This is a genomic window from Desulfuromonas svalbardensis (assembly GCF_055389415.1).
Map to the genome: position 1 here is coordinate 840,975 of NZ_AP042416.1, position 24,349 is coordinate 865,323.

The 24,349-nt window shown below is 43.0% G+C and carries 23 protein-coding genes, 1 tRNA gene and 1 pseudogene; 14 read left to right on the forward strand and 11 right to left on the reverse strand.

Features of this window, described 5'->3' with window-relative positions; genetic code table 11:
* Nucleotides 1–31: 31 nt before the first annotated feature.
* Both ACZ5KY_RS03680 and ACZ5KY_RS03685 read right to left on the reverse strand, forming a co-directional pair.
* Nucleotides 32–1,165, reverse strand: coding sequence for a Nif3-like dinuclear metal center hexameric protein (locus tag ACZ5KY_RS03680; protein WP_464242556.1), 1,134 nt, complete (start codon nucleotides 1,163–1,165; stop codon nucleotides 32–34).
* Between the two features lie 126 nt (nucleotides 1,166–1,291).
* Nucleotides 1,292–1,368, reverse strand: a tRNA-Ile gene (locus tag ACZ5KY_RS03685).
* A gap of 249 nt (nucleotides 1,369–1,617) precedes the next feature.
* Here ACZ5KY_RS03685 and ACZ5KY_RS03690 point away from each other — a divergent pair.
* The 4 genes from ACZ5KY_RS03690 (at nucleotide 1,618) to ACZ5KY_RS03705 (ending at nucleotide 3,798) form a co-directional block, all read left to right on the forward strand.
* Nucleotides 1,618–2,448: an MBL fold metallo-hydrolase gene (locus ACZ5KY_RS03690; protein ID WP_464242557.1), complete on the forward strand. Its 831-nt coding sequence runs from the start codon at nucleotides 1,618–1,620 to the stop codon at nucleotides 2,446–2,448.
* Between the two features lie 55 nt (nucleotides 2,449–2,503).
* Entirely contained in the window at nucleotides 2,504–2,953 is a 450-nt protein-coding gene (locus tag ACZ5KY_RS03695) for an outer membrane lipoprotein (RefSeq protein ID WP_464242558.1), read from the forward strand.
* A 175-nt stretch (nucleotides 2,954–3,128) separates the two neighbouring features.
* Nucleotides 3,129–3,434, forward strand: coding sequence for an ArsC family (seleno)protein (locus tag ACZ5KY_RS03700; RefSeq protein ID WP_464242559.1), 306 nt, complete (start codon nucleotides 3,129–3,131; stop codon nucleotides 3,432–3,434).
* Nucleotides 3,435–3,606: 172 nt separating this feature from the next.
* Nucleotides 3,607–3,798: a hypothetical protein gene (locus ACZ5KY_RS03705; protein WP_464242560.1), complete on the forward strand. Its 192-nt coding sequence runs from the start codon at nucleotides 3,607–3,609 to the stop codon at nucleotides 3,796–3,798.
* A gap of 87 nt (nucleotides 3,799–3,885) precedes the next feature.
* Here ACZ5KY_RS03705 and ACZ5KY_RS03710 read toward each other — a convergent pair whose 3' ends face one another.
* On the reverse strand, nucleotides 3,886–4,665 hold the full coding sequence (locus tag ACZ5KY_RS03710; protein ID WP_464242561.1) for a lysophospholipid acyltransferase family protein: 780 nt from the start codon (nucleotides 4,663–4,665) through the stop codon (nucleotides 3,886–3,888).
* A 335-nt stretch (nucleotides 4,666–5,000) separates the two neighbouring features.
* Here ACZ5KY_RS03710 and ACZ5KY_RS03715 point away from each other — a divergent pair, with 335 nt between their 5' ends.
* From ACZ5KY_RS03715 to ACZ5KY_RS03745, 7 genes are all read left to right on the forward strand, one after another.
* On the forward strand, nucleotides 5,001–6,377 hold the full coding sequence (locus ACZ5KY_RS03715; protein ID WP_464242562.1) for a dihydrolipoyl dehydrogenase family protein: 1,377 nt from the start codon (nucleotides 5,001–5,003) through the stop codon (nucleotides 6,375–6,377).
* Between the two features lie 113 nt (nucleotides 6,378–6,490).
* Nucleotides 6,491–9,352: an EAL domain-containing protein gene (locus ACZ5KY_RS03720; protein WP_464242563.1), complete on the forward strand. Its 2,862-nt coding sequence runs from the start codon at nucleotides 6,491–6,493 to the stop codon at nucleotides 9,350–9,352.
* A 72-nt stretch (nucleotides 9,353–9,424) separates the two neighbouring features.
* A complete protein-coding gene (locus ACZ5KY_RS03725; protein ID WP_464242564.1) occupies nucleotides 9,425–9,967 on the forward strand; it encodes a YeeE/YedE thiosulfate transporter family protein in 543 nt (180 codons plus the stop codon).
* Entirely contained in the window at nucleotides 9,967–10,491 is a 525-nt protein-coding gene (locus ACZ5KY_RS03730) for a DUF6691 family protein (protein WP_464242565.1), read from the forward strand. Before ACZ5KY_RS03725 ends, ACZ5KY_RS03730 begins: the two co-directional genes overlap by 1 nt.
* A 201-nt stretch (nucleotides 10,492–10,692) precedes the next feature.
* Nucleotides 10,693–11,169 (forward strand): hypothetical protein, encoded by a 477-nt coding sequence (locus tag ACZ5KY_RS03735; protein ID WP_464242566.1) that lies wholly within the window; start codon nucleotides 10,693–10,695, stop codon nucleotides 11,167–11,169.
* Nucleotide 11,170: 1 nt separating this feature from the next.
* A complete protein-coding gene (locus tag ACZ5KY_RS03740) occupies nucleotides 11,171–11,443 on the forward strand; it encodes a GIY-YIG nuclease family protein (protein WP_464242567.1) in 273 nt (90 codons plus the stop codon).
* Between the two features lie 271 nt (nucleotides 11,444–11,714).
* Entirely contained in the window at nucleotides 11,715–12,203 is a 489-nt protein-coding gene (locus tag ACZ5KY_RS03745; protein ID WP_464242568.1) for a hypothetical protein, read from the forward strand.
* Between the two features lie 88 nt (nucleotides 12,204–12,291).
* Here the strand turns inward: ACZ5KY_RS03745 and ACZ5KY_RS03750 are convergent, their stop codons facing one another.
* Nucleotides 12,292–12,951: a hypothetical protein gene (locus ACZ5KY_RS03750; protein WP_464242569.1), complete on the reverse strand. Its 660-nt coding sequence runs from the start codon at nucleotides 12,949–12,951 to the stop codon at nucleotides 12,292–12,294.
* A gap of 346 nt (nucleotides 12,952–13,297) precedes the next feature.
* Here ACZ5KY_RS03750 and ACZ5KY_RS03755 point away from each other — a divergent pair, with 346 nt between their 5' ends.
* Entirely contained in the window at nucleotides 13,298–14,770 is a 1,473-nt protein-coding gene (locus ACZ5KY_RS03755; RefSeq protein WP_464242570.1) for an RNase H family protein, read from the forward strand.
* Nucleotides 14,771–14,803: 33 nt separating this feature from the next.
* A complete protein-coding gene (locus ACZ5KY_RS03760; protein WP_464242571.1) occupies nucleotides 14,804–15,364 on the forward strand; it encodes a GNAT family N-acetyltransferase in 561 nt (186 codons plus the stop codon).
* 23 nt (nucleotides 15,365–15,387) lie between these two features.
* On the opposite strand, the pseudogene ACZ5KY_RS03765 reads toward ACZ5KY_RS03760, so the two are convergent.
* A pseudogene (locus tag ACZ5KY_RS03765) lies at nucleotides 15,388–16,136 on the reverse strand (DUF1847 domain-containing protein).
* Nucleotides 16,137–16,239: 103 nt separating this feature from the next.
* On the opposite strand from ACZ5KY_RS03765, the gene ACZ5KY_RS03770 reads away from it, so the two are divergent.
* Nucleotides 16,240–16,716 carry a ferritin family protein gene (locus ACZ5KY_RS03770; RefSeq protein WP_464242572.1) on the forward strand — a complete coding sequence of 159 codons (477 nt, stop codon included), beginning with the start codon at nucleotides 16,240–16,242 and terminating at the stop codon, nucleotides 16,714–16,716.
* Nucleotides 16,717–17,738: 1,022 nt separating this feature from the next.
* Here the strand turns inward: ACZ5KY_RS03770 and ACZ5KY_RS03775 are convergent.
* The 6 genes from ACZ5KY_RS03775 to ACZ5KY_RS03800 all read right to left on the reverse strand — a co-directional run bounded on the left by ACZ5KY_RS03775 (nucleotide 17,739) and on the right by ACZ5KY_RS03800 (nucleotide 24,134).
* Nucleotides 17,739–18,179 (reverse strand): single stranded DNA-binding domain-containing protein, encoded by a 441-nt coding sequence (locus ACZ5KY_RS03775; RefSeq protein ID WP_464242573.1) that lies wholly within the window; start codon nucleotides 18,177–18,179, stop codon nucleotides 17,739–17,741.
* 119 nt (nucleotides 18,180–18,298) lie between these two features.
* Nucleotides 18,299–21,565, reverse strand: coding sequence for a pilus assembly protein (locus ACZ5KY_RS03780; RefSeq protein WP_464242574.1), 3,267 nt, complete (start codon nucleotides 21,563–21,565; stop codon nucleotides 18,299–18,301).
* A gap of 92 nt (nucleotides 21,566–21,657) precedes the next feature.
* Nucleotides 21,658–22,272, reverse strand: coding sequence for a pilus assembly PilX family protein (locus ACZ5KY_RS03785; RefSeq protein WP_464242575.1), 615 nt, complete (start codon nucleotides 22,270–22,272; stop codon nucleotides 21,658–21,660).
* 83 nt (nucleotides 22,273–22,355) lie between these two features.
* Entirely contained in the window at nucleotides 22,356–22,823 is a 468-nt protein-coding gene (locus tag ACZ5KY_RS03790) for a prepilin-type N-terminal cleavage/methylation domain-containing protein (RefSeq protein WP_464242576.1), read from the reverse strand.
* 3 nt (nucleotides 22,824–22,826) lie between these two features.
* Nucleotides 22,827–23,594, reverse strand: coding sequence for a PilW family protein (locus ACZ5KY_RS03795; RefSeq protein WP_464242577.1), 768 nt, complete (start codon nucleotides 23,592–23,594; stop codon nucleotides 22,827–22,829).
* A gap of 3 nt (nucleotides 23,595–23,597) precedes the next feature.
* A complete protein-coding gene (locus ACZ5KY_RS03800; protein WP_464242578.1) occupies nucleotides 23,598–24,134 on the reverse strand; it encodes a GspH/FimT family pseudopilin in 537 nt (178 codons plus the stop codon).
* Between the last annotated feature and the right edge of the window lie 215 nt (nucleotides 24,135–24,349).

Below are 24,349 nucleotides of genomic sequence, written 5' to 3' on the forward strand. Positions count from 1 at the left end.
ATTTACGTGCTTAATTATAGGTTTCGCATCTTTAGATAAACGTGAATGGATCACGCTCATTCGGTGCGACAATATACTGAACAGGCCAAGCCTGTTGTAGTGCGTGTTGTTCAAGCTTTTCAACTAATACTTTTGCCATCAAATGTTCAGTAGCAAAGTGTCCAGCATCAATGAGAGAGATACCGAGAGATTGAGCTGTTTGGGCTTCATGATATTTGATATCGCCAGTGACGAGAACATCGGCGCCCTGACGGGCTGCTTCGCGAATCAACATCGCGCCACTGCCACCACAAACGGCAACCTTGCGGACATTCGAATCAGAATCACCAACAAGGCGCATTCCACTGCAGCCGAGTTGCTGCATGCAATCATTGGCAAATTCGGCCAGATTTTTTTGTTTAGAGATGGTGCCAATCCGACCGAGGCCAATGTCGCCGCGTTGGTTATCTAGGGGGATAAGGTCGTAGGCAACCTCTTCATAAGGGTGTGCTTTAATCATTTTTGTCACCACTCGATTGACTAATGCGCGTGGCACAATCGTTTCGAGGCGAATCTCAGCTGTTTTTTCTTGTTCACCAATAGTACCTATATGGGGTGTACATCCCGCTTGGGCGCGGAATGTTCCGAACCCTTCATGCTGAAATGAGCATTGATCGTATCGACCAATATGACCAGCTCCAGCGTTGAAGAGTGCCAGAGAAAGCATCTCTACATTCTCAGGAGGAACAAACACGGCAATCTTAACAAGATCTCCTGACTTCGGCATCAACAGCGGCTTGGAGTGTTCAACTTGAAGCGCATGGGCTAACCAGTCGTTGAGACCATCTGCTGCACGATCAAGGTTGGTGTGTACGCTGATTATAGCAAGGTTGTTGCGGATGGCTTCGAAGAGAATTTGACCTGTTTCGCTGTCGGTTGATATTTTTTTGAGTGGTTTGAATATCAGGGGATGGTGAGTAATGAGAGCTTGGCATTGCTGCGCTATGGCAGACTGAATGGTGCTAGGGGTTGGATCAAGGGCGATCATGGTTTTGCTGATTTGTTGTTTAGGATCACCGACTTGCAGTCCAACGTTATCCCAGTCTTCTGCTAGGTCCTGTGGGTAGTGGCTATTGAGGAGACCGATCAAATCCTGCAGCCGAATGCTGGGTGTTTTTTTCATCATAGTGCTCGTCAAAAAAAGAGAGTGCAACTCTGGTATGGTTGCACTCCCTTTATTTTGTTGCATTTATGTTGGTGGCGAAATCGCCTTCGTATCTTAACCATTACTACCCTTTGCCGTCTGCAAAAGTGGTGGGCCCACCAGGACTCGAACCTGGGACAAACCGGTTATGAGCCGGTGGCTCTGACCAACTGAGCTATAGGCCCACATGAAAACAGAGGATCGAGTGTAGATGTTTCCATTGCTTATTGTCAAACAAAAATAACGATTTATCGGCGTGTAACGCTATTTTTCTCTGGATTCATTTTTAAAAAGAGCTATCGGACATGGCAACTGTTGCAAAAAATAGCTTGCTAGCATAGCTAACGAAAAACAAAATTGGCTGACGCATGGCCTGAACCGTTGTAGTATGAAGCTATGATGGTACACTTTTATTGGTAATAGTGGAGGGTTTAATGCGAATAACAATTTTATGTGAAAATAGTGTCGGCCGGGCGATTCCTGTAATCGGCGAGCATGGCTTCGCTTGTTGGATCGAGATGGATGATAAGCATTATCTTGTTGATAGCGGTCAAGGTTTAGGGATTATTAAAAATGCCCAGGTGCTTGATCTACCACTCACTCAATTGAGTGCAGCGGTTATTAGTCATGGACATTATGATCATGCTGGCGGTTTGGATCAGGTGTTGCGTCATGTAGATAGTCTCGAAGTTTTCGCACATCCAGATATTTTTGCCGAGCGCTATTCAAAGGGATCGCATACTCTACGCTTTTTAGGCATACCGCAGCGTCGTGAACTGCTTGAAACCTTGGGTGCTCGCTTTACTTTCACGCCAGAATTTCAGCAAATTGCAACAAACCTGTATGTAACGGGTACAATCCCACGCGTTAATGATTTTGAACAGGGAGATGCAAATCTTGTCCAGCGCAAAAAGGACGGCCAGTTTGAACCTGATCCTTTCAATGATGATATGGCTGTGGTGTTTGATAGCACTAAGGGATTGGTCGTCGTTCTCGGTTGTGCCCATGCAGGAATTATTAATACTCTTGACTATGTCTGTAACCAATTTAATCGTGATGAGGTTTACGCTGTTGTCGGTGGTACGCACCTTGGCCCTGTTAGTACCGAGCAGTTTAATCGTACGTTGTTGGAACTGAAGCGTTTTAATATACAAAAAATTGGCGTTTCGCATTGTACAGGTCAACCCCGTGCTGCACTGTTGCGTAATGAGTTTGGTAAGCGGTTCTTTTACGGGTCGGTTGGCGCTGTATTGGAGGTAAATTAAACTCGAATTGTGGTGATTTATAAAACGTCACCGCTATAGCGACGAGGAGAATGAGATGAAAAAAGTTGGATTACTACTAATCATATGCGTTGTTTCGTTAGTTGGTTGTGCGAGTCAATCGGGTGATGTTTATAGTCGCACACAAACTCAACGTCAGTTGTCAGTGTTTTATGGCACAATTTTGGTTGTTGATACCGTTACCATTGAAGGTTCACAAACAGGCCTAGGTACCGTTTCGGGCGGAGTCCTTGGCGGGATTGCTGGTAACACTGTAGGTGGTGGACATGGTCGTGCTCTAGCAACAGCTGTCGGCGCGATTGGCGGTGCGTTGATTGGAACCGCCGTGGAAGAGGGTAGTACACGAAAAAATGGTGTTGAGATTACCGTAGAGCTCGATAGTGGTGAAGTGATTGCGATCGTACAAGAGGCCGATGATATTTATGGGGTTGGGGATCGAGTAAGAATCATTCGTGGGCCTGGTGGCGTTACGCGTGTTCGTCAATAATGTTTTAGATTGTCCGCCGAGTTATGATTACTTACTATTTAGGTAATAATGCATTTGACTTTTTAGCTCTATCGGTTTTATATATAGAAAAATGAATATTGATGTGTGTAGCCTATTCTAACGGGGTGAGAGTGCCATGAAAAAAATTGAATGGATCTATTTCCGTAAGGGATGAGTGTCATGTAAAAAAGCTCAAAAGTTTTTTGAGCAAAATGATGTAGAAATTGAGGTGTCTGTTGACCCTCGTAAGGAACCCATCGATGCTGAAATTGCTTGGCAGAAAATTCTAGACGCGAAGCGGGTTGTCGTCGTTAAGGGAACCGTGCTTAAGGATTTGCTTGTTTCAGAACGAAACCACGAAGAAATTTTAGCAAGTGTGATTGGCCCCTCTGGAAAGTTACGTGCTCCAACCTTTAAGGTGGGAGATTATTATGTGGTTGGATTTAACGAAGAGATGTATGTCACCCAGTTACAAGAGTGATATGGATGATAAGCTTCTGTCTGTGTAAGATGACTTTTATAACGTGAAAGGAACGAGAAACATGTTGACCATTACTGATGAGGCTCGTACTGAGCTGAAAAGTATTTTAGAGCAAAATGAAGGTAAATCATTACGGGTAACCATGGCAGGCTTTGGTTGAGGTGGTCCCTCTTTGGGATTGACTCTGGATGAGTCAACTGATGAAGATAAAGTCGTTACTGTTAATGAAATTGAAGTGTTGCTTGATGCTCAGGTTGTCCGTTTTGCCGATGATCAAGTGATCCACTATGTACAAGATGGTTTCACCATTACCGCAAAAGAGGGTGGTGGCTGTGGTTCAAGTTGTGGCGGAAGCTGCGGCTAATTGCGTGCTCATATCGTTTTAAACAAAAAGAGCCGTCCTTAAATAGGACGGCTCTTTTTGTTTTGATCTTGTGTGTATTGAAGACTTCTATTCTTTCCAGTCATTTAAGTTTTGCTGAATAAATTGAATGATAGTTTCTTGAACCTCTTTTGAGTTGCCCGTTGAATCAATTGGAGCGCCAAACTCAAAATAAACTTTTTTATCCGCCAAAATCGGGCCAAAATCCTTCAACCGTTGGCCATTGCTCCATGCATCTGTTTTAAGTGCTAAAGGGATAATGGGCACTTTGGCTTTGCGAGCTAATTTAATACCGATGGAGTTAAATTGTTCAGCATCAAACGTGGTCGTTCGGGTTGTCTGTGGAAAAACGATCACCGATGTTCCTGCTTCGAGCCTCTCACAGCCTTGACTCAATACTGTTTTAAGGTCGTCGCGAGGGTTAGTTCGATTGACTACAACAGGGTTGCGGGAGCGCATGACATGCTTAAAGAGCGGATAATCGATAAGGCTTTTCTTTATAACAAAGGTCGCAGGCTTGTACGGCGGAATGAGTGTGGGTAGCACAAATGTTTCTAGTGTGCTCATGTGGTTACCAATGAAAACACAAGGACCTGTATTCGCCATGACATGTTCCATTCCTCGTACCTGAAGTTGAACACCACAACTCTCAAGTGCTTTAATAATATCAAAGCTACTTTTCGCCCAATCACCGTCGGTATAAATCCCTTGCTTGGCCATTTGAGCTGCTTTCCAGATAACATAAAATGCTTGAGGATAGAAGCAGGCCGTTGGAATTTTGTTGCACGGCCAAATGCCACCGTAGGTAGGTGAGTCATAGGAGCCATCGATTAATGGTAGCGTTAGCATGGTGGTTCTCCTCGCGATCAATACAAATAACGGTAAATTAAAACAGATAGCAACTTATTGTTGCCAGATTAAGCCATGTGATTCTAGCATCTTTTTCCGCCCCATGCTCGCATTTCACAATAGATCGATTATATTAAAGTATAAGGAACTGGAAGCCGGTATGTTGTTTGTAACAATCTGATCTCAAACTGTTTGTGGTTTTTTCGGGAACGGTAAGGGGAACTAAGTGATTAGACCGCCAAGTCTGTTTTGAGGTAATCTTTAATAAAAGACAGGGGGCGGCCAAAGCCTTGTTATTGTTAGTTTTTGTTGGTTAAGTTAACCTTGGAGGTGGTGTGGAAAACTTTGATGTCATTGTTATTGGTTCAGGTGGTGGGACAAAGATCGCTCTGCCCGCTGCGAAACGGGGATTAAAAACGGCGTTAATTGAGCAGGATTCCTTTGGTGGCACGTGTTTGAATCGAGGCTGCATCCCATCTAAAATGTTAATTTACCCCGCCGATGTCATCCTGCTATTGAAGCAAGCGCATCGACTCAATTTGTCAATAAAACAACCAATTGGTGCAGATTTTACCGCAATGGTAGAGCGAGTTAACAGCACCGTATCTCAAATGTCAAATCAGATGGCTGATCAGGTCAGCAAATTAAGTAATATTGAACTGATCAAAGGACAAGCTAAGTTTGTCAGCGATAAAGTTGTTCAAGTGAATGGAAGGTTGTTGCAGGCAGATAAAGTTTTTATCGCTACGGGCGCTGTTCCAGCTATTCCGGAGATAGACGGGTTGGCAGATACACCCTATATGACGAGTAATGAAGCTTTACGGTGTCGAGAATTGCCGAAGAGAATGATCGTTATTGGGGCAAGCTATATTGCCTGTGAATTAGGTCACGTATATGGAGCTTTTGGAACAGAAACTCATTTCTTGGTGCGCAGCAAATTATTGCGCAAAGAGGATGAAGATGTTCGCAACGAATTCACTCAGTGCTTTCAAAAACAACATCAGATACATCAGGGAGTTGTTCCGCATTCCGTTAGCTGGCGAAATGGTGTTTTTGCGGTTACGGTCCGTCATCAGAACAGCGGTAAAGAGGAAATTTTAGAGGCTGAAGCACTATTGATCAGTGTTGGTGTTGAGCCTGCGACGGCTGAATTAGGATTGGAAAATACAGCAATATCCCGTGACCCAAAGGGTTTTATTTCGGTTAACGAGCACCTTGAAACAGAGGTTGAGGGTGTTTATGCTCTTGGGGATTGTGTTGGTAATTATATGTTCCGCCATAGTGTAAATTTTGAAGGGGAATATTTGATGCGCACGGTGTTTGACTCTCCCATTGAGACTCCGATTCGTTACGGCGCGATGCCAAGAGCCGTGTTTACCGTTCCTGAGGTTGCTGCAGTCGGTGCCAGCGAAGCCGATCTTTTGCACAACCATGTGGATTTTGTGGTCGGAAAATCAAACTACGTAGATAGTAACATGGGCTTGGCGCGTCAACTCGATCATGGTTTCGTGAAGTTACTGTTTGATCGAGAAACTCAACATCTTCTAGGGGCCCATATTGTTGGTGAAGAAGCTTCAGATATGATCCATATGCTTATTGTCCTATTGCAAAAAAACGGTACGATACAGGATCTGCTTGACATGATTTTTATCCATCCTGCCCTCCCTGAGTTAGTTCGCGATGCAGCTCGTGATGCGCACACAAAACTGTAAAGGAGCATTGCTTTATTCTTATAGTGAAATAAGTGTAGATTAATTTAAACTATAAGTTTAACCTGATTAATCGTGGCAAAGTTTACTTAATGGATGGTCTTGGAGTAAGGCATATGAGTATACGTAGTCAGTTCTTTTTAGTTCTCGTAACGGTATTTGTTGTATCGCTCGGTTTGACTCTGTTTTGGTTTGATCGACAGGTAAATGAGAATATCGAAGGAAGACTCGTCTCAGAAGCACGTGGAATCTGTGCTTTACTCAAATCCTCTCAATATGAGTGCCAAGCAAATCAACCCTCGCCACAAGACGTCTCTGCTGTTCGTCACCTCTCTCAGCCAGTGGCACAAATTTCAATAAACCTGTCAGAACTAGACCATAGTAGTATTTCGATAAAATATATCTCAAGGTATCCCCTTGATCCGCATAATCACGGTTCGGCACTCGAGCAAGAATTTTTTTCTCAATTTGAACAAAATCGTGATTTAGACGAATTTTCAAAAATAATTACTGCGGACGATGGCAGCGAATTGTTGCGTTATGCACAAGTCGTCCATTTTGGCGAGAGTTGTCGTGTCTGTCATGAGCGTATTGGTTCAGATGATTTGGATAACACCGTAATGATGGTTGATCTACCATTTAATCGTGTTAGCGCAGAGAAAAAGACAAAAGTTATCAACTTAGCTCTTATTACGGGATCGGGTTATTTGATTGCATTTTTTGGTTTGGCCGCCTTGCTTAATTCAACAGTGATGCGTCGTCTAGACCGTTTGACGAAAGCTGCTCAATCATTAACTCAAGGGGATTATTCTGAATCATTACCTGAGTATTTAGGTGAGAGTGATAACCAGATTGACAAATTGACGGCCATCTTTGCCAAGATGCAGAAAGCGATTAAAAAAAGGGAGTTGGACTTAGGGAAAAAGCATCGTCAAGCGTATAGCATGTTTCATGATCATAAATCGGTCATGTTATTGATAAATCCTGATGATCATACCATTGTTGATGTGAATCTAGCCGCTGAGCAGTTTTATGGATTTACTAAACGAGAGTTGCGACAGAAGAAATTAAGTGAAATAAACCTTCTTCCCGTTGATCAAGTGAGTGCAGAACTGCGCGATAGTATGCTGGGAATGAAAAATTATATGCAATATAGTCATCGGTTATCAAGTGGGGAAATCCGCGATGTAGAGGTTAGGAGTTGCCCTGTTGAAGTAGATGATGCAACCTGCTTGTTTACCATTGTAAACGATATCACCGAGCAAAAGCGGGCGGAAACCAAAGTTCATGATGAGCATAAATTTTTCCAAACAGTCATTGACGGAATTGTTGATCCGATATTTGTTCTAGGACTCAACTATAAAATAAAGGTTGCAAATATTGCGGGGGAAAAACTTGTCGGCCAAGTGGGCGGGCCACAAGAGGATAGGTGTTGCTACGAAGCCTTAATGGGAAAGCATCTAATATGCGATGAAGTAAATGATGGCTGCCCGTTAAAAATAGTGCTCTCCACAGGTAAGGCAACAACAGTAATTCGTCATTTTGAAAAGGTACAAAAATCATATGAAATTCTGGCATCTCCTTATCTCGATGATGAGGGAAATGTTGTCGGAATTATTGAGTGCTTTCGTGATATTACGCAGCGATTAAATGTAGAAAAGGTGTTGGTAGAAAATGAGCGTAAGATTCACGATCTCATTCATTACGATCCTCTTACTCACTTACCAAATCGGACAGCATTGAATGACAGGTTATCTCAAGCTATCTACTGGGCTAAACACCAAAGTAGACATGTCGGATTGCTGTGTCTAGATTTGGATCGATTTAAAAAAATAAATGACACTCTCGGACACCAGGCTGGTGATCAGGTCCTACAGGAAATTTCCCGGCGGTTACAGAATACTTTAAGGATTGGTGATACCGTTTCTAGAGTGGGTGGAGATGATTTTTTTATTGTTTTAGAAAGTATTGATGATGGGAAAAACATTGACCTTGTGGTTGGTAATATTTTATCCGCTCTAAAAAAGAGTATTGATTTAAATGGCCGTGAAATTAATATCACCGCTAGTGTTGGTGTTTCGATTTTCCCAGATCATAGCGATTCGCCTTCTGATTTGATGAAGTTTGCCGATATTGCAATGTATAGTGCGAAAAATCAAGGTGGTGATATTGCTGTGCACTACCTCGATACGATGGACGAAAGAGCATCTGAATTTTTAATGATGGAAGCAGAGCTTAAACAGGCAATTTCAGGAGATGAGCTTTACTTACAGTACCAGCCTCAATTTAACTTAAAGGATAACTCACTGGTTGGTATGGAAGCATTGGTTCGCTGGAAACATCCCGTTAAGGGAACAGTACCACCTAGCGATTTCATCTTTCTCGCCGAAGAAACAGGTTTGATTCAATCTTTAGGTGAGTGGGTTCTTCGTGAAGCGTGTCGACAAATAAGTCAATGGATCGCTGAGGGGTTCAATGTCGTACCCGTAGCGGTTAACGTTTCAAGTTTACAGATGCAAAAAGTGGACTTTATTGATGTCCTTGATGATGCGCTGACAATTTCGGATATTCCAGCTGAATTTTTAGAGTTAGAGATCACCGAAAGTACCATTATGAATCGGTTGGATGCGTCTGTTGCAACATTGCAAGCGATTCGACAACGGGGCTTGATGTTGGCAATTGATGATTTTGGTACTGGCTATTCATCTCTGAGTTACTTGAAACGCTTTCCTCTGTCTAAGTTGAAAGTTGACCGGTCTTTTATCAGTGACTTGCCGGCCGATGAGAATGATGCTTCAATTGTCACAGCGATTATCTCTATGAGTCATGGTTTAGGACTGAAAGTCATTGCAGAAGGGGTTGAAACGGTTGAGCAAAAACAGTTTTTAATCGATCAAGGTTGTGACCAGGTTCAAGGGTTCTTATATAGTCGACCTCTTGATGCCGATGAGATCAAACGTACATACCTTCTTTCATAATTTAGTCCGACTAAGAGTGTTTTTCCAACACGTGAAACACTCTCTACTACAAAGATAAAAGGAGCCGTAACAATGTTGAACTATTTAAAGTCACCAGTATGGAGCCCTTATGTTGCCGGAGCGCTGGTTGGTCTGTTAGCTCTTGCGTCGGTACTAGTGACGACGACGGTGTTGAATAAGGGTAAGTATCTTGGCGCTTCAACCACTTTTGTTCGCGCAGCTGGATTGGTCGAGCAGGCTGTTTCACCGGAACTGGTTGCCGATAATGCTTATTATCAAAGCAAAAAAGTCAAGGTTGACTGGCAAATGTTGTTTGTCGTGGGGATTTTTGCGGGAGCATTTATTTCAGCTCGTCTCGGTAAAACAGCAAAAAATGAATCTGTACCACCGATTTGGCGCAATCGGTTTGGTTCAAGCGCTGTGGTGCGAGCTGTTGGTGCCTTTGTTGGCGGGGTGGTGTTGCTCTTCGGTGCCAGGCTTGCCGGTGGTTGCCCAAGTGGACATGGAATGTCTGGCAATATGCAGCTTTCGCTGAGTAGCTTAATTGCCTTAATTTTCTTTATTGTTGGCGGCGTTGTCACCGCCAATATTTTGTATCGAAAAGGGGGCCAATAATGGAATTAATCATTGGCGTAATCACCGGAATATTTTTCGGTTTTTTACTACAAAAGGCGCAAATCCTTAGATTTGAAAAGCAGATTGGTTTTATGCTGCTTAAGGATATGACGATTATTAAATTTATGATGACAGCTGTGCTTGTCGGTATGGTTGGTATATATGCGTGTCATGAGGCAGGTTTGATTGCGTTGAGTCCTAAAGCAACGAATGTCGGTGCGTTAGTGATTGGTGGTTTGATTTTTGGTATAGGTTGGGCCATAGCAGGGTTTTGTCCGGGTACTTCGGTTGGGGCTCTGGCAGAAGGACGTTGGCATGCACTGTGGGCGATTGTTGGAATGTTTGTTGGTGCTGCCGCCTATGCTCGAGTTTATCCTGCCTTGAAAACGAGTGTATTAACGTGGGGGAATTATGGCAAGCTGACCCTGCCTGAAGTATTGAGTGTTTCACCGTGGATTATTATTTTAGCGTGGATTTTCGCTGGTGTTGTTTTTTTTGTTTGGGCGGAGAAAAAAGGGTTGTAATGTCGTTTTATAAAATAAGTTGAAACAACACGGGCCACATTGTTAGCAATGGGGCCCGTGTTGTTTGTAGCGAATCGGGCCTTGTTCTCAACGCGCGATAGTGGCATAGTACACAGTTAAGAAAGGTGGTTCTTCTCACCTTGTAAAGGTTCCTGCTTCCGCTACTTATCTCACTAATTTATATACGAAAGGTTCAATCAAATGGTTCCAGTATCTGTTACGACTGCTTGGCTCGATCTGCCTGAAAAAAATAAAGTCGCGATCTGTCGTTTGTGCGCTAAACAACAACCAATGATTTTTGATCGCTGGAGTACTGCTGCAGGCTTAAAAAGTTTCCGTCACGATTCATTGATTAGCCGTAAAGCGGGTTCTGCATCGCGGCTTGACGCGGTGCTTTTTAAAGCGGAAGAGGGACATCTTGCCGTTGATTTATTGGTTGCATTTTTCACTGGAATGGCTCCCGAAATTAATAGCCAGTATCTTGAAATTCTAGAGAGTGGCGACAATGAAGAACCCGAGACTAAGCTGTCGATTTATGCTCAGTTGAGCTGTAAATTTAAAGATAATCCATATATCCGTTTATATTTAGCGACCGCTTTGTGGGTCGAAGAATTTGATGAAAAAGAGATAGAAACAGTCAATAAACTTGCGAGTGAAATGACATGTTCGGAGTCGTAAGGTGTCAACAACAGCCACAGCGTTAAATTGGTATGTTTATATGATTCGCTGTCATGACGATTCACTCTATACTGGTATTACCACCGATGTAGAGCGGCGTTTTAAGCAACAGGAATCAGGAGTTGGGGCCAAGTATTTTCGTGCACACAAACCTGAACAGATTGTGTACCAAGAGATGGGTCATAATCGTAGTACCGCCAGTAAACGCGAGGGACAAATTAAAAAATTATCGCCTGTTACTAAAAGGCGCATGATTGAAAAGTTTGCGGGTTAATTTGAGCTTTCTGCAGTAACAGGAGTTGTCCATTGGAACAAATTGCCATCGCCTTAACAGGAGTTACCGCGATCTGGTTAAGTCAGGATAAGCGGGAAAGTTGTCGTCGTTATTCCTGTGTTTTTGGACTTATAGGCCAGCCCTTTTGGTTTTATAGCTCATGGAAGGCGCAACAGTGGGGGATTTTTGTCCTGTGCTTTTTTTACACTTGGGCTTGGTTTCGTGGTGTCAGATATTATTGGCTGCATAAATGACTTTCAGGAGGCACTAGATGATTCCCGGTAATTTCTTTTCAAAATGCATTCAAATTGAACGACTTATTGGGTCGATTTATGCCCAATTTGCTCAAAATGAAAATTACGACGAATCACGGCGTTCGATGTGGACAAAGTTAAGTCAAGATGAAGAGGGCCATGCTCTTGATTTAGAACTCGCAAGTCGTATTTCGTTGAAAAATGAGCATTTAAGCACCTCGATCCCGCTTGGCTTGTTGGATGAATTGCTTAACCATCTCAATAAGATTTATTGTTCTATTAAGAATGGACCTATCTGCGATGGCGAAGCAGTAAGATTGGCCGTAGAAATTGAAGTGGAAGCGATGGTGGTTCACTCACGAAGCTCTGTTGAGTTTCACGATGATCAACTGCGTAATTTGTTTATGTCGCTTGGCACCTATGATAGTCAGCACCTCAGTGGGCTTGCTGAAGCGTATCAGCATCTACATGGGAATGAACCTGTGTCATTAACTCAGCAGTTTTAGTCCACCACTAGAATTTGACACATGGGTATATATAAATGCTTGCTACCGAACAATGGATGGCAAGCATTTTTGTTTCTGTACCGCTGCTTCAAGTCGAGATGATGCATTGCTTCAGGTAGTTAGCAATGGTGTCACGCGCCCATTTGACATCGTCTTCACAACAGTTTGCAGCAATATAGTTGATGTCGTCGTCGCTGTATCGACAGCCTTGTTGCTGATTCTCGCGCATAAGGATAAAGCGTTGAACTAACCGCGTATCCCAGTAGTAACCCTCAATGCTCTTGCTGGAATCGTTTTCAACAATGCGAATTTCACTACACGGAATCATCGTTTTTATCTGTCGCTGAGACAGACCGAGTGACTTAGAGGCTTGAGCAATATTGAGTAGATTTTCGCCATGTTTTTTACGGATAATATTTTCACTTGGACTCGTTTTTGTTGTCGATTGGTTCGGCCAATGAAGGTCCAGGAGTTCAAGTAATTCGTTGCTCTGCTCCACATCTAACTCATTCGGGTCGAGGGTCGTCTGATAAAGGAATTCATCACATTCTAAACGTAGAGTTATTGTTGTTGATGCACTTGCGTTGTGTTTGAGCAACAACGATGTATCGAGTTCAAACTCCATAATATCGCTATGGGCATCTGCTTCATCAAGGTAGATTTCGAGTAAAGCGCTCTTGAGTGGGCCATCGTTTAAGTAGCAGAAGAGATCTTGGTCAAGAGTGCGGAGCCTGTCTAGTAGGTGCAAAACAATTTCTTTCTTAGTGTGTGAAACGGAGATAATTCTCGGTGGATTAAATATAGAATATGCTGTACTTATCGGCTATTCGACGCGGTTACGCTACCATTAAACAAATATGAGAGCTATTGAAATTGCGGTGATAGTGATTTGAGACAATAAAGTGCAATTCTTATTAGAGTTTGCTCGTTTTGAATCGTAGAATGTAAAGGGTGTAAAGAGCACTTGAACCATGCCCCTATTTTTTCTTTGGTAAATATGCGATTCTAACCGCCTGTTAGGCTCATTCTGGCCATTGATTCACCACTTTTTTGCCAAGCCGACAGCCCCCTACAACTTTAATTCGAGAACCAATGTGAACATAGCGCCGCAACTCTATCTATTGGATGGCTCCAGTTTTATCTATCGCGCCTATTATGGTATTCGAGATCGTGCAACGGCTGCAGGCTTGCCGACTAATGCCATCTTCGGCTTTACACGTATGCTTCTTGGGCTCTTGCAGGATAACAATCCCGATTATCTAGCCGTTGTCTTTGATCGACCCCGCGAAGAGACATTTCGGCGCCAACTCTACGCTGAATATAAAGCCAACCGGGACGAGACTCCAACGGATCTTGTCGATCAGATCCCTTATATTAAACAGATGGTAGAAGCGTTTAATATTCCAGCCTTAGAAGCTCCAGAATTTGAAGCCGATGATGTTATTGCTACGTTAGCGCGTCGTTTTTCTACTCAGGGGATTGATGTTACCGTGGTGACTGGTGATAAAGACCTGATGCAAATTGTTGATGAACATATCAGTCTTCTCGATACCATGAAGGATAAACGCTCTTACCCGGCCGATGTGGTTGATCGGTTTGGAGTCCCTGCGGCGTTAGTTGCCGATGTATTAGGTTTAGCAGGCGACACATCAGATAATATTCCTGGAGTGCCCGGTATTGGTGAAAAAATTGCGGCTAAATTGATTCAACAGTTCGGCTCACTTGAAGAGGTGTTACGACTTAAACGTTTTGTTGATGGAAAAAAACGGCGACAAAATTTAACTGAATTTGAGCAGCAAGCACTGTTATCTAAAACATTGGCAACCGTGCGCTACGATGTTGAATTGGCTGTTGATCTTGAGAAACTCAGGTGCCATAAGCCCAGCCTTGGTCAGTTAATCCCACTACTACGCAAATTAGAGTTTGATGAGCTGGAAGTTGCTTTTACCCCGCCGCCCGTTGGTGTGGTTGAACTGTATAGCGATGGTTCTGGTACCGCTTCAGGCCCTGGTGGTTATGGTGTGGTGTTGCGTTATGGTGAACATGAAAAAGATGTCAGTGGTTTTGAGCCTCAGGCGACTTCGCAGCGGATGGAGCAATTGGCCGCCATCCGAGGTTTAGAAGCGATCACCAAACCGCAAACAGTTCAGGTGTTCAGCGACTCACAGTACCTTGTACGCGGAATGAATGAGTGGATTGAGGGGTGGATACGTAATGGCCGCCTTAATGGTTCTGAAGGCCCTGATGGTTCTGTTGCTCTGGCTAATCAGGATCTGTGGAAGCAGTTGTACGCATTGTCAAAAGTACATCGCGTTAGTTGGCATTGGGTGAAAGGTCATGCCGGACATCCGTTCAATGAACGGTGCGACAAATTGGCCAAGCAGGCTGTAGTTGATGGAATTCGTGGACAAGAGCAGCAACAGCCAACACCCGTTGTTCCGTGTCAAGCTGAGGTGGCTGATTGTACGACGACGGTTCCCGAAATTCCTAGCGTGTCTGATGCAGAGGATAATGATAGAGAACAACAATTTAATTCCGATGATGAGGGCCAATTTAGCCTTTATTAGTGGTACTACAAACAACAGATAGGTAGATAGTATATGAAAATACAAAAGGTCAATGCGGACAATCAAGCAAAGGTTTATGCCCTATTGCGTCAAGCTTTTCCAGGTAGTGACTATGAAGCAACGCTGGTGGAAAAATTACATCAGAATAAGCGACCAATTCACGATTGGGTGTGTATTCATCGCAATAAAGCGATTGCCTATATCGCCTTTTCAAATGCGTTTCATGGCAATCTCTTATGTGGTCTCCATTTAGCACCTATGGCGGTGGCCCCTGATCTGCAAAAACAAGGGGTTGGTACCGAACTGCTTAATTTTGCCCTGCGCCAAGGTGAAATTAAAAGCCAGCCGTTGTTTGTTCTCGGTAAACCCGCATATTATAAAAAATTCGGTTTTGAGCCGTGCCAGCAACCTGTCTGCCCGTTTGATAAAAACAATCGCCACTTTCTTAGTTTACGCAACCCATCACAACATAGCTTCACTGTTGGTTATGAGGCAGAGTTTACTGCTGCAAGCATGGTGTCAAGTAAGCCTGCTTCAGCAGGAAAAGCAAAAGCAACGAATCAGGGCGGCCGAAAACAGAAACGAAGTCGATAGTAGCCACCTACCATCGACTGACATTATTCGCTAGCGCTTGGATCCGGTTCAATCACCAACGGTTGCGTTTGTAGTCGTTTGTAATAGGTATTTTGACCATATAACACACTTACAGGGTTGTGACCCGTCATGCGATCTTTAACAACCAGTGTTGTCACGGGGGCGTGGGAATATTTGCTGAACAGCATGTCGTGGCCGACACATAGGCCGATAATGATGTTCATATCAGTTCCCGCCGCATTAAGTAACTCGGCTTGAGCAATAGGGTTACAGGCTGGTTCAAATGTCCCAGGGTTGATTTTATCGTTTTCATCGATATCGAGTTCACCTTTATCAATCCGGCCCGCTTTGCAGCATACGCTGAGTGGGTCAAATCCTTGTGCTTTGAGGATGTTGACCATTTGCTGAGTTTCGGCAAGTAGGCCAAGGCAGGTAGCAATACCAATGGTGCGATAGCCCATCAGCTTGCAAAGGCGATGGTATCTTCAACCCGCGTCCAACGTGCGTTCATGGCACTACTACCTGGTATTTTCTGATAACATAATCCCTCAACGCGAGCAGCAACACGCGCTATTTTGGCATCCGAAGATTCTTCCTCTCCACCTTTCTTATTTTGATACTGTGCAAATGAATTCTCGATGATTTGGCGCTGCCCCTCAGGGCAATAACGTGGTGCCTTTGATTGTGGGTCATTGCTCCAGCAGTGGGTTTTGCCTTTTATCTGCATGACAGTGCTGCAGTTACTACATTGCAATTTATGTTCAGTGGTCATGTTCGTTCTCCATATTTGATACGCTATGTTGACAGTGGATTGTGTCATGATAAAATTAATGAAAAGCAATCGTGGAAGTTTAATTATTATGGCGAGGTGTATTATGACCACTACATCAGAAGTTTGCTACACTTTTGAGACCGCATTGGATATGGCAATATCGATGGAAGAGCGTTGCTATCGAGCTTATTTAAATACTCTGCGTCTTGTTAAAGACAAAGCGGCACAGTCGTTATTGAAAGATGCTGCGATCGAAGTTTCAGAGCATAAGCAAAAGCTCGAAATTGCTCTTCTTGAAGGGAGCGCCCAGTACTTGCATCAGATGCAAAAAGAGGTGCCAATCATGCAACTTGATATGCTGCTCAAACAGGAGAGCATTCATGCTGATGCCACGGCTCGTGAGGCTCTGGCATATATCATTCATATGAAAAAAAACAGTATCGATTTTTATGATCAACTGGTTGGTAGTTGCGAAGGAGCGCCCATGGCTCCGATTTACAAGCAGTTGAGTACGAGTGTACGCAGGCAATTACAGCAAGCTGAAGACATGTATGAGGAGCACTTTTTGACTGAGAATTAGGTTTTTAGAATTGTTCTACAAATTAACAACGCCGAACTGGAGGATATCCATCAGTTCGGCGTTGTTGTTTTATAATGTTGTAGTGGTCTACTAAAGCCGGACACACTTAAAGTGGTATATTGATCCACCTAAAATGAGTGCTCATAGCTATGGGAAGACGAGCATGTGCCAAAGAGTTAGGGCCGACAAAATGATACAAAAAGGGTTACCGCTCTCTTGATGTCGGACGATATAAAACGTTCAGGTTGATCATCCAATTAATAGAGCATAGAAACATTCAATGCTAGCCGTCAATCAGTGGGTAGTCGGAGTATTGTCATCAAATTACGTGAACAGGGAGAAATCATTGATGAGTTTAATGTTAGTCGCTTGAGGAAGGAAGCCAACTTAGTTAATAAACCACCCGCACAAAAAGTAGCAAAGGTGGAGTGGCCAGACATCTCGAACCAGTTAGACTGACAGTTCGATGTTAAGTAGCCAAGTCAAGTATGGTGCGGAGATACTACCTATATTTTGGCACAATGACGATGGATATACCTTGCTGTCGTTTTGGATCTTTGTACGCGCTGAGCCGTTGGATGGAGTGTATCTTAAAAAGTCGGTGCTGATCTAGCCATTGCAGTTCTGGATCATTCATATCAATTACGGGGAAAACCACAGGGTGTGATGTTCCATTCAGATTATGGTTGTCAATACAGCAGTAAATGTTTTTGATAGAGGTTATGGCGTTACCAGATAAAGAAAAACATGATTGGCGAAGAAATTGTTGGGACAACGCCACAATATAACGCGTATTTAGTTGTTATAAAAGTGAATGGATACCACTAAAAATCTATTCAACATTCAGCGAGGCAAAAAAGCCATCGGTCAATACTTGATGAACTACTACAGTTGGCAACGGTCACATCAGAGAAATGATGGGCTTGCTCCAGTTGTTGCAGAAAAAGAACCTAACTTACTATCCGAAATTAGTTGACCATTGCAAAATAGGTCACATCAGCAGTTATGTAGACCACGAATAATTAACGCTGGGGCAATAACATTAAAGAATTTGCAGTGAGTTCATCAGGGGAGGTTTTGTAACCTTCAACAATTACGTGATCTCCAATTTTGAAATCTGAGATAACTAATTTATTCCCATTATCATTGACTAAATTTACCATATACTGAGTCTGCCCTGCTTGATCTATGTACGTAGGAACTTTTATAGCCTTTTCCGCAACAATGATTAAGCTGTTGCTTAAATCAATCTCCATTATTCTAGCATCAAACTTAAACGATTTGATGTTTACTGGTATCGTAGCCAGAATTGACTGCTCGTTTACAGGATTATTATTTTGTTGTGCAGCTTGATTGTTAGCTAAATTTAATTGCTGACCAATGCACGGGGTTGCAGAAAAAATTACACAATAAATAATTATGCAGAAATAAAATTTAGCTCCATATCTTTGTATGTCAATCATGGGAAGACGCTCCTTGTTTAGGTTGTGATTTTATGAATCATTGACTGTGTTTATGACGGCAGGGGCACAATTATAAGCCCCTGTCGTCATAATGAGTGTAAATATTTGCGAGGTCTTAGTTAGTCTAATTGCTGCCAATAAAAACTCTCCATACTTTTCGCTGGTGGCAAAGCAATTTTTTGCTTACCGATGATAAGAAACGGGTCACCTTTTGCCGACGTAATTATTCGCGGCTCGGGTGGCACACCTGTTGTTTTTAGTTTCAGCCTGCGATCTTTTCTTTCTAGCACTTCCTCACTACCGGGATTAGAGGTACTAAATTTCAGAACTGCTCCTCCATATTTATAATCTAAAGTATATAAATATCCTGTGCCACTAGCTCCAGGGTTAGCACAAGGGTCGCTACTTGTTGTTCCAGTATCAGCGTCGGGTATATAGGTAGTAAAAATCACATAGCCAGCAAATATAATGGGTGTTGATACCACCTTTTCACCCAATTGTGCTCCACTAATCTCCTCCAAACGGAAATACCATCCACGGTTATTTAACTTACCAATAGCATTTTTTATGTAATTGGAGTATCGGCTCTGTGTCGCGCTGTCAGCTTCGGTGTTTTGGTATAAATCATCCGTGACATCGAGAATAAATAAGTCGTCTGTATTGATTTCGGCGGTAGTGCCTACCGTTTTAATTTTCCCATCAGTTTTATCAACATACGCTCTGATAATAGTAGGTGTTTCTGTTGCTGCGCCAGTAATTGTGTCTTCCCATTGCCAACTGTTCTTAATCGAGTAAAAGTCATTGACAATATCCGTTCGGGTTGGGTGAGCACGGTCACCAGTCCCATAAAAAACATAGTCGCCAGCTACCCTTTTGAGGTGGGGTGGGTCGCTTCTTGTACCAGTAAATGGGTATTTGACCCAAAAATATTCATTTGTGATATTTGGGGGATAAAATATTTTTTTACCAGGGCTGGAAAATAACTTCAATCTTTGCTGCCAAACGCCATTTGCCGCAGCAACGCAACTAGTATCGTCAACATTACAATAATCGTCATCACGAAAGGCAAACATATTACCATTCATATCACCAGCATAAACCCTTGATACGACTCTAGATAATGGATTCTCAAAGGCAGTTGCGGCAACAATAGAATGAGTCATACTGCTAAAATTGGAATTATTGAAATTAAGGCTGGTAGAAAGTGTTCCTGTTTTGCTGTCTATAGCATAGACCGCGCGACCAATGGTATCGGTCGCTGTAGGGGTTAAACTGTCCTGATTTGTATCATATCCGCCAGAGAGCAAAAAATGATCAGTGGTCGTGCTTGATGCAACACTGGATATCTTGCACCGTTGTGGTTTACCCCACGATTGACCCAAGCCTTCAGTTAAAAAACCAGGATTTATAGAGTATTTATAGCGTGGCAATAATGGGTTAGATACATCAAGTGCTGAGTAGCTATAACCACCTCGTCGTTCACCAAAAATCAATATTCTGTGGGTTTCTCCTGTCTCATCGTAACTGTATAAAGTGGGCGAACCATCAACAAAATAATGTAACCCCGTTGGAGCCTCAAGAACACTAAGGTTGCCCAGTAAATCATTCGGAATATAGCCCCACTGTTCACTGCCATCTTCATCATCAATACAATGTAGCATACCATCGTTGGCGCCGACATAAATCATGGACTGGGTCGAGCTATAATGCACAATAAGTGGTTCGGAGTGGATCAGGCTGCCCATCGGCCAAGTTGGATTGGTTCCATCATGACGTACTGCCGAAATTACTTCAGTCGTCAATCCAGAAAAGGTACCCCCAGTTAATACTGTGTTCGTGGGAACAAAAAGATTGCTGGTATCCGTTAGTGGATTATTAGTGCCAGTATAGGTATAAATATTACGGTCGGGAAGCACACCATTTATTTGTTCACCAGCGCCACCTGCTGTTACGGTATTGCCATCGGCCGTTGAACTCCAAAATGAAATAGCGTTGTCAGAAAATTTACCATTTCCAAGCAATGCATCATTGTCATTAGCGTCCTTGATAACCCCATTGCTTAGGGCATATTTTTTCAGGTTTCCCGCCCAGCCACCAGTATTCAGTGGCTGAAATAAGCCAAAATACACGTAATTACCTGCAGTAAAGCCATCGTCACTATTGACGGGTACTGCTGCTGAAGAGAATTGTTCGTTCTGGGCGCCGATATTTGTAATGATATTATTGAGTGCTTCACCTAGAGTTGCGGCAGAGGTTGCAGGATAAAATTGACCGTTACCGTTAGTGGCTACCTGTTTCAGAAAATCAAGAGAGCCGCTCACGCTTTTGGTGCCAAGCATTCCTATCGTAAATGTGGTGATATTTTGATCTTCAAAGTCACCAGCACTGCCTAGATCGGAACGCAGATCCTCATTAGCTAAAAAGTGACTGACGTCGTCAAGATAGCTTGGTAAACCACTGCCGTAGGTTCCGTCACCATCGTGTCCCAAGGCGGGAATTTTTTTGTTATTTAAGTAAGTCGTAGCACTTATGTAATGACCATCTCTTGTTGGCTCACCATCAGTTACTAGTATTATGTAGTTTTTTTGGCATCGGTAATCAATTGGGCTAGTATAGGTAGTATTGTTAAACCAACCTTTCTTGCCAGCAAAATAAAGCCCAGCTTCTGCCATCGTTTCTGCTAGAGGGGTCCAACCTTGATGGTACATACCCCCGATTGCTCCAAAGGAATATGATTGATTGCTATCGGTAAAAATTGTTGTCGCAGGATTGTAGTTGCCAATAAGCTCAGCTTGGGTTGCACCACAACCTTTAACAATAAAACCACCCTCATCGTAATGAAACTTCATGACACCAAAATTTACGTTGGCAGAATTGTCATAAATAAGCTTGGCTATCACGGTTTTTGCAACGACCATACGCCGTTCATAAGCGTTACCGCTATTGTCAAAATTAATATAATTACCCAGCCGATATTCTTGAACATCTCCCGTATCGCAATTAACATAACCACTTCTGGTTCTAGATAAATCACCAGCGTAATATCCATCTGCTATTAAGGAAACTTTTGCCGTAGAGCATTGCCATTTAGAGTTGGTATCGATGCTGCTGAAAAAATACTCCCAACTGTACGACCAACCAGACCTCCTTGAATAACTCCATGTTTTCTTATACACATTATTACTAGTATAATGTCCAGAATAATTTACTAATGGATCGTACACGTCAACTGGCATATCGTTTTCGCTCATGCTGCCAGAATTGTCAAAAATAATGAGAACGTTGGGTTTAACATTGATGGTTGAAACACCATAAATATCAACGTCATCGGCATTAACCGGTTGCCCAAAGAAAAGCAACAGCAACAAAATTAAGTATTTCTTCATATTACAGACTCCTACGGTGTAAAAATATGGCGTTTCATCGACGTATTGGACGGTTGTACTCAACTGCGCGCGTTACTACCTTACTTTACGTGCTATTGGTTGCTCTGTTGGTACACTTTATAAGCACCCTCTTGCAGCACCGTATTTCTATTATTGTCATTCGAATAACTGGTGATTGCGTAGCGGGCAATCATCAGTATCGCACTATAGCCACTGCCCACTGGGGGTTTGTCGGTATGGTCCAAAATGGGCACTTGGTTCGCAGGATGACTCGCAGCATTGTTATAATTAGCGACATCATCCCACGCGGCGATTGTAACGCCCGGGTTTTCGATTCTTCTAACTTTATACGAGCCAACAACGTTCCCATTGGAATCTATATAATCACTACGATCATCCATACCATTACCGTTAAGGTCGGTATTTGGTGCTGTGGTTGGTGCAGGTGGAAAAGATGCATTAACACCACCGGCAAGTAAAGTGGGTAACCAGTCATCACTTCTGACCTTGCCGTTGACCAAACTTGCTTCTTGATTATAAAAATCCTCTTTGGAAAAACGATCATTTCCAGCAATCTGCAACTCGGTTATTGTAGTGGTTGTCGCAGAAATACCGATAAGAGTAAGTACCATTAGGACCAACATAGACGTTGCCAACACAAATCCATTTTGGTTGTTAGTTACGTTTGAAATAAGTTTAAGTTTCATTGCAAGCCCCCAGGGCTAGGGTGAATAGACGTACCAGCTGAAAAATAGTGCATTGTTTTAAATTGATTGGGATAGATACTCGTTCACCCATTATCTTTGATAATTTCTATTGACATTGTGTTCGTTCTTCCCGTTCTGCGCACGGTAACCTTTATCGTTTTTGAGTCTAATACGGGATGGTTGTTAGCCACGTTCCAGTAGATATCATAAGCGCCATCTGCTGATACAACTTGACCATCTGGGTTTACTAGATCGTCAAGGCCAAAATTGCCTCCATCGTCATCGATGCCGTCAGCATCAGCATCTTGACCGGTGCCATCGTTGTCATCATCCGCCAATTGAGGGTCGGAATAATCTACAATCATCAGTGTCTCAATCTGATCTGAAGTGAAATTGCTTGCATGGCTAACGTCGTTAGCGTTGCTATTGCCACGAATAGCAGTGATTTGCATGGCACTAACGCCAAGGATGCCAATTGAAAAAACTAACATAGCAATTAAAACTTCTATGAGGGTGAACGCTGACTGATTATGGATAAGAATTTTTTTCATCGGCTACCTCCCCATATTGCGCAATTTAACTGTACTTATTTGAAACCTGCGGCGAAAGTTATCATTAAATGGCCCCCAAATAGCGCCTGAACCTGTTGTGTACGTTCTGTTGTTAGTGAATTTAGGGTCAGGGTTCTCTGCTCTGGATAAAATTGAAATTTGGACAGCACGAATATCATCCAGAGTTTTAACAGTTATGGCAGCAGTTGCAGCAGTGCCAGCAGTGGTTGTAGGTTCAGCTACAGCGGTGGAGGTGGTGCCATCATCCATGATATAGTTAAACTCTACTGATTCAATATTCTCGGCAAGGGGTTGAAGACCACCACCAGTATCCCGGCGCAAAGATGCCATGTCGTTGATAATACCGTCGCCATTTAGATCGTCAATTATTCCATCGCTATTCGCGTCGTCGGCTACAGCAAAGCCGAAGGTTATGTTTTCATTAGCATCGGTTGTGACCATATTGGCATTATCGTCTTTGGTAAATGACAAGCTGCTTACTGTCGCGCTACTTATCCTGGAGTCAGCTCTCCCGGTGGGGTCGTATGCTGCCATACGGATTTCATTGATGAGCATGAAACTGGCTGCCCTGATATTCTGCTGTGTTGCCACAACTTGATCTTGGGCAAGATAGCTATCCTGCTGTGTTTGAAACATAGAATACACTGCAACCATTAATATTCCAGATATTGCCAGAGCAATAAGTAATTCTATCAGCGTGAACCCGCTATTCTTTATACTATTGATAGATTCATTTTTATGTTTTGTCATAGTTTAACTCCAGTTTATCCCATCGCTACTTACTTGTATCCGCACTTGGCCAGCAATAGACAATGTTATACGATACCATCGTGATAGATTATTGCGGATTGTTGCAGATCCAAACCGGTTGTTAAGTGGTAGACCTTGATAGGTGTAACCCGCGGTGGTCTGTGCTGAAAAGTTAGCGTTGGTGAGCGTACAAGATTGGGGCATGGTTACAGTAAATAGCGTCACTTCAGTTCCATCCTGAATGGCGTTACCTTGAGTTCCGCCAGCTCCGGCGCCGTCGTCGACGAAAACCCTGTAATTACCGCCAGTAGCAGGAAATACAACCGGTACAAATGCAATTGCAACGGATGTGTTTCTCCTGACGGCCTCAAAGCGAACTCTTTGCATATTGGAATACAACTCCCTCGCAGCCCCCTTTAATCTATAATTGGGCATCCACGACATAATACTAGGGATGGCAATAGCTGCTGTAATAGCCAAAATAGCCACTACAATTATTACCTCCATGAGTGTGAAACCGTTGCGAGTTAATTTCCGCATAAAAAATCCTTTTTATTGTAAATTGTATTTACTAAAGACATATTACAGTTTTTGTGCCAGAAGATATGTTGTGTTATTACAGTCAGTTACTAGTCATTCCGAGTGCACAAATTGCACTGCAGTGCAATTTGTGCACTAGTTTTTGTCCATTAGGAGATGTAATACAAACACTTACACTGTCTTGACACGAATCAATTTCTGGATTTCACCCAAAA

What these genes read in the sequence shown, in the direction of transcription:
- ACZ5KY_RS03680 (WP_464242556.1), bottom strand. Translation starts at nt 1,165, where the DNA reads ATGATGAAAAAAACACCCAGCATTCGGCTGCAGGATTTGATCGGTCTC.
- ACZ5KY_RS03690 (WP_464242557.1), top strand. Translation starts at nt 1,618, where the DNA reads ATGCGAATAACAATTTTATGTGAAAATAGTGTCGGCCGGGCGATTCCT.
- ACZ5KY_RS03695 (WP_464242558.1), top strand. Translation starts at nt 2,504, where the DNA reads ATGAAAAAAGTTGGATTACTACTAATCATATGCGTTGTTTCGTTAGTT.
- ACZ5KY_RS03710 (WP_464242561.1), bottom strand. Translation starts at nt 4,665, where the DNA reads ATGCTAACGCTACCATTAATCGATGGCTCCTATGACTCACCTACCTAC.
- ACZ5KY_RS03720 (WP_464242563.1), top strand. Translation starts at nt 6,491, where the DNA reads ATGAGTATACGTAGTCAGTTCTTTTTAGTTCTCGTAACGGTATTTGTT.
- ACZ5KY_RS03725 (WP_464242564.1), top strand. Translation starts at nt 9,425, where the DNA reads ATGTTGAACTATTTAAAGTCACCAGTATGGAGCCCTTATGTTGCCGGA.
- ACZ5KY_RS03730 (WP_464242565.1), top strand. Translation starts at nt 9,967, where the DNA reads ATGGAATTAATCATTGGCGTAATCACCGGAATATTTTTCGGTTTTTTA.
- ACZ5KY_RS03735 (WP_464242566.1), top strand. Translation starts at nt 10,693, where the DNA reads ATGGTTCCAGTATCTGTTACGACTGCTTGGCTCGATCTGCCTGAAAAA.
- ACZ5KY_RS03745 (WP_464242568.1), top strand. Translation starts at nt 11,715, where the DNA reads ATGATTCCCGGTAATTTCTTTTCAAAATGCATTCAAATTGAACGACTT.
- ACZ5KY_RS03760 (WP_464242571.1), top strand. Translation starts at nt 14,804, where the DNA reads ATGAAAATACAAAAGGTCAATGCGGACAATCAAGCAAAGGTTTATGCC.
- ACZ5KY_RS03770 (WP_464242572.1), top strand. Translation starts at nt 16,240, where the DNA reads ATGACCACTACATCAGAAGTTTGCTACACTTTTGAGACCGCATTGGAT.
- ACZ5KY_RS03775 (WP_464242573.1), bottom strand. Translation starts at nt 18,179, where the DNA reads ATGATTGACATACAAAGATATGGAGCTAAATTTTATTTCTGCATAATT.
- ACZ5KY_RS03780 (WP_464242574.1), bottom strand. Translation starts at nt 21,565, where the DNA reads ATGAAGAAATACTTAATTTTGTTGCTGTTGCTTTTCTTTGGGCAACCG.
- ACZ5KY_RS03785 (WP_464242575.1), bottom strand. Translation starts at nt 22,272, where the DNA reads ATGAAACTTAAACTTATTTCAAACGTAACTAACAACCAAAATGGATTT.
- ACZ5KY_RS03790 (WP_464242576.1), bottom strand. Translation starts at nt 22,823, where the DNA reads ATGAAAAAAATTCTTATCCATAATCAGTCAGCGTTCACCCTCATAGAA.
- ACZ5KY_RS03795 (WP_464242577.1), bottom strand. Translation starts at nt 23,594, where the DNA reads ATGACAAAACATAAAAATGAATCTATCAATAGTATAAAGAATAGCGGG.
- ACZ5KY_RS03800 (WP_464242578.1), bottom strand. Translation starts at nt 24,134, where the DNA reads ATGCGGAAATTAACTCGCAACGGTTTCACACTCATGGAGGTAATAATT.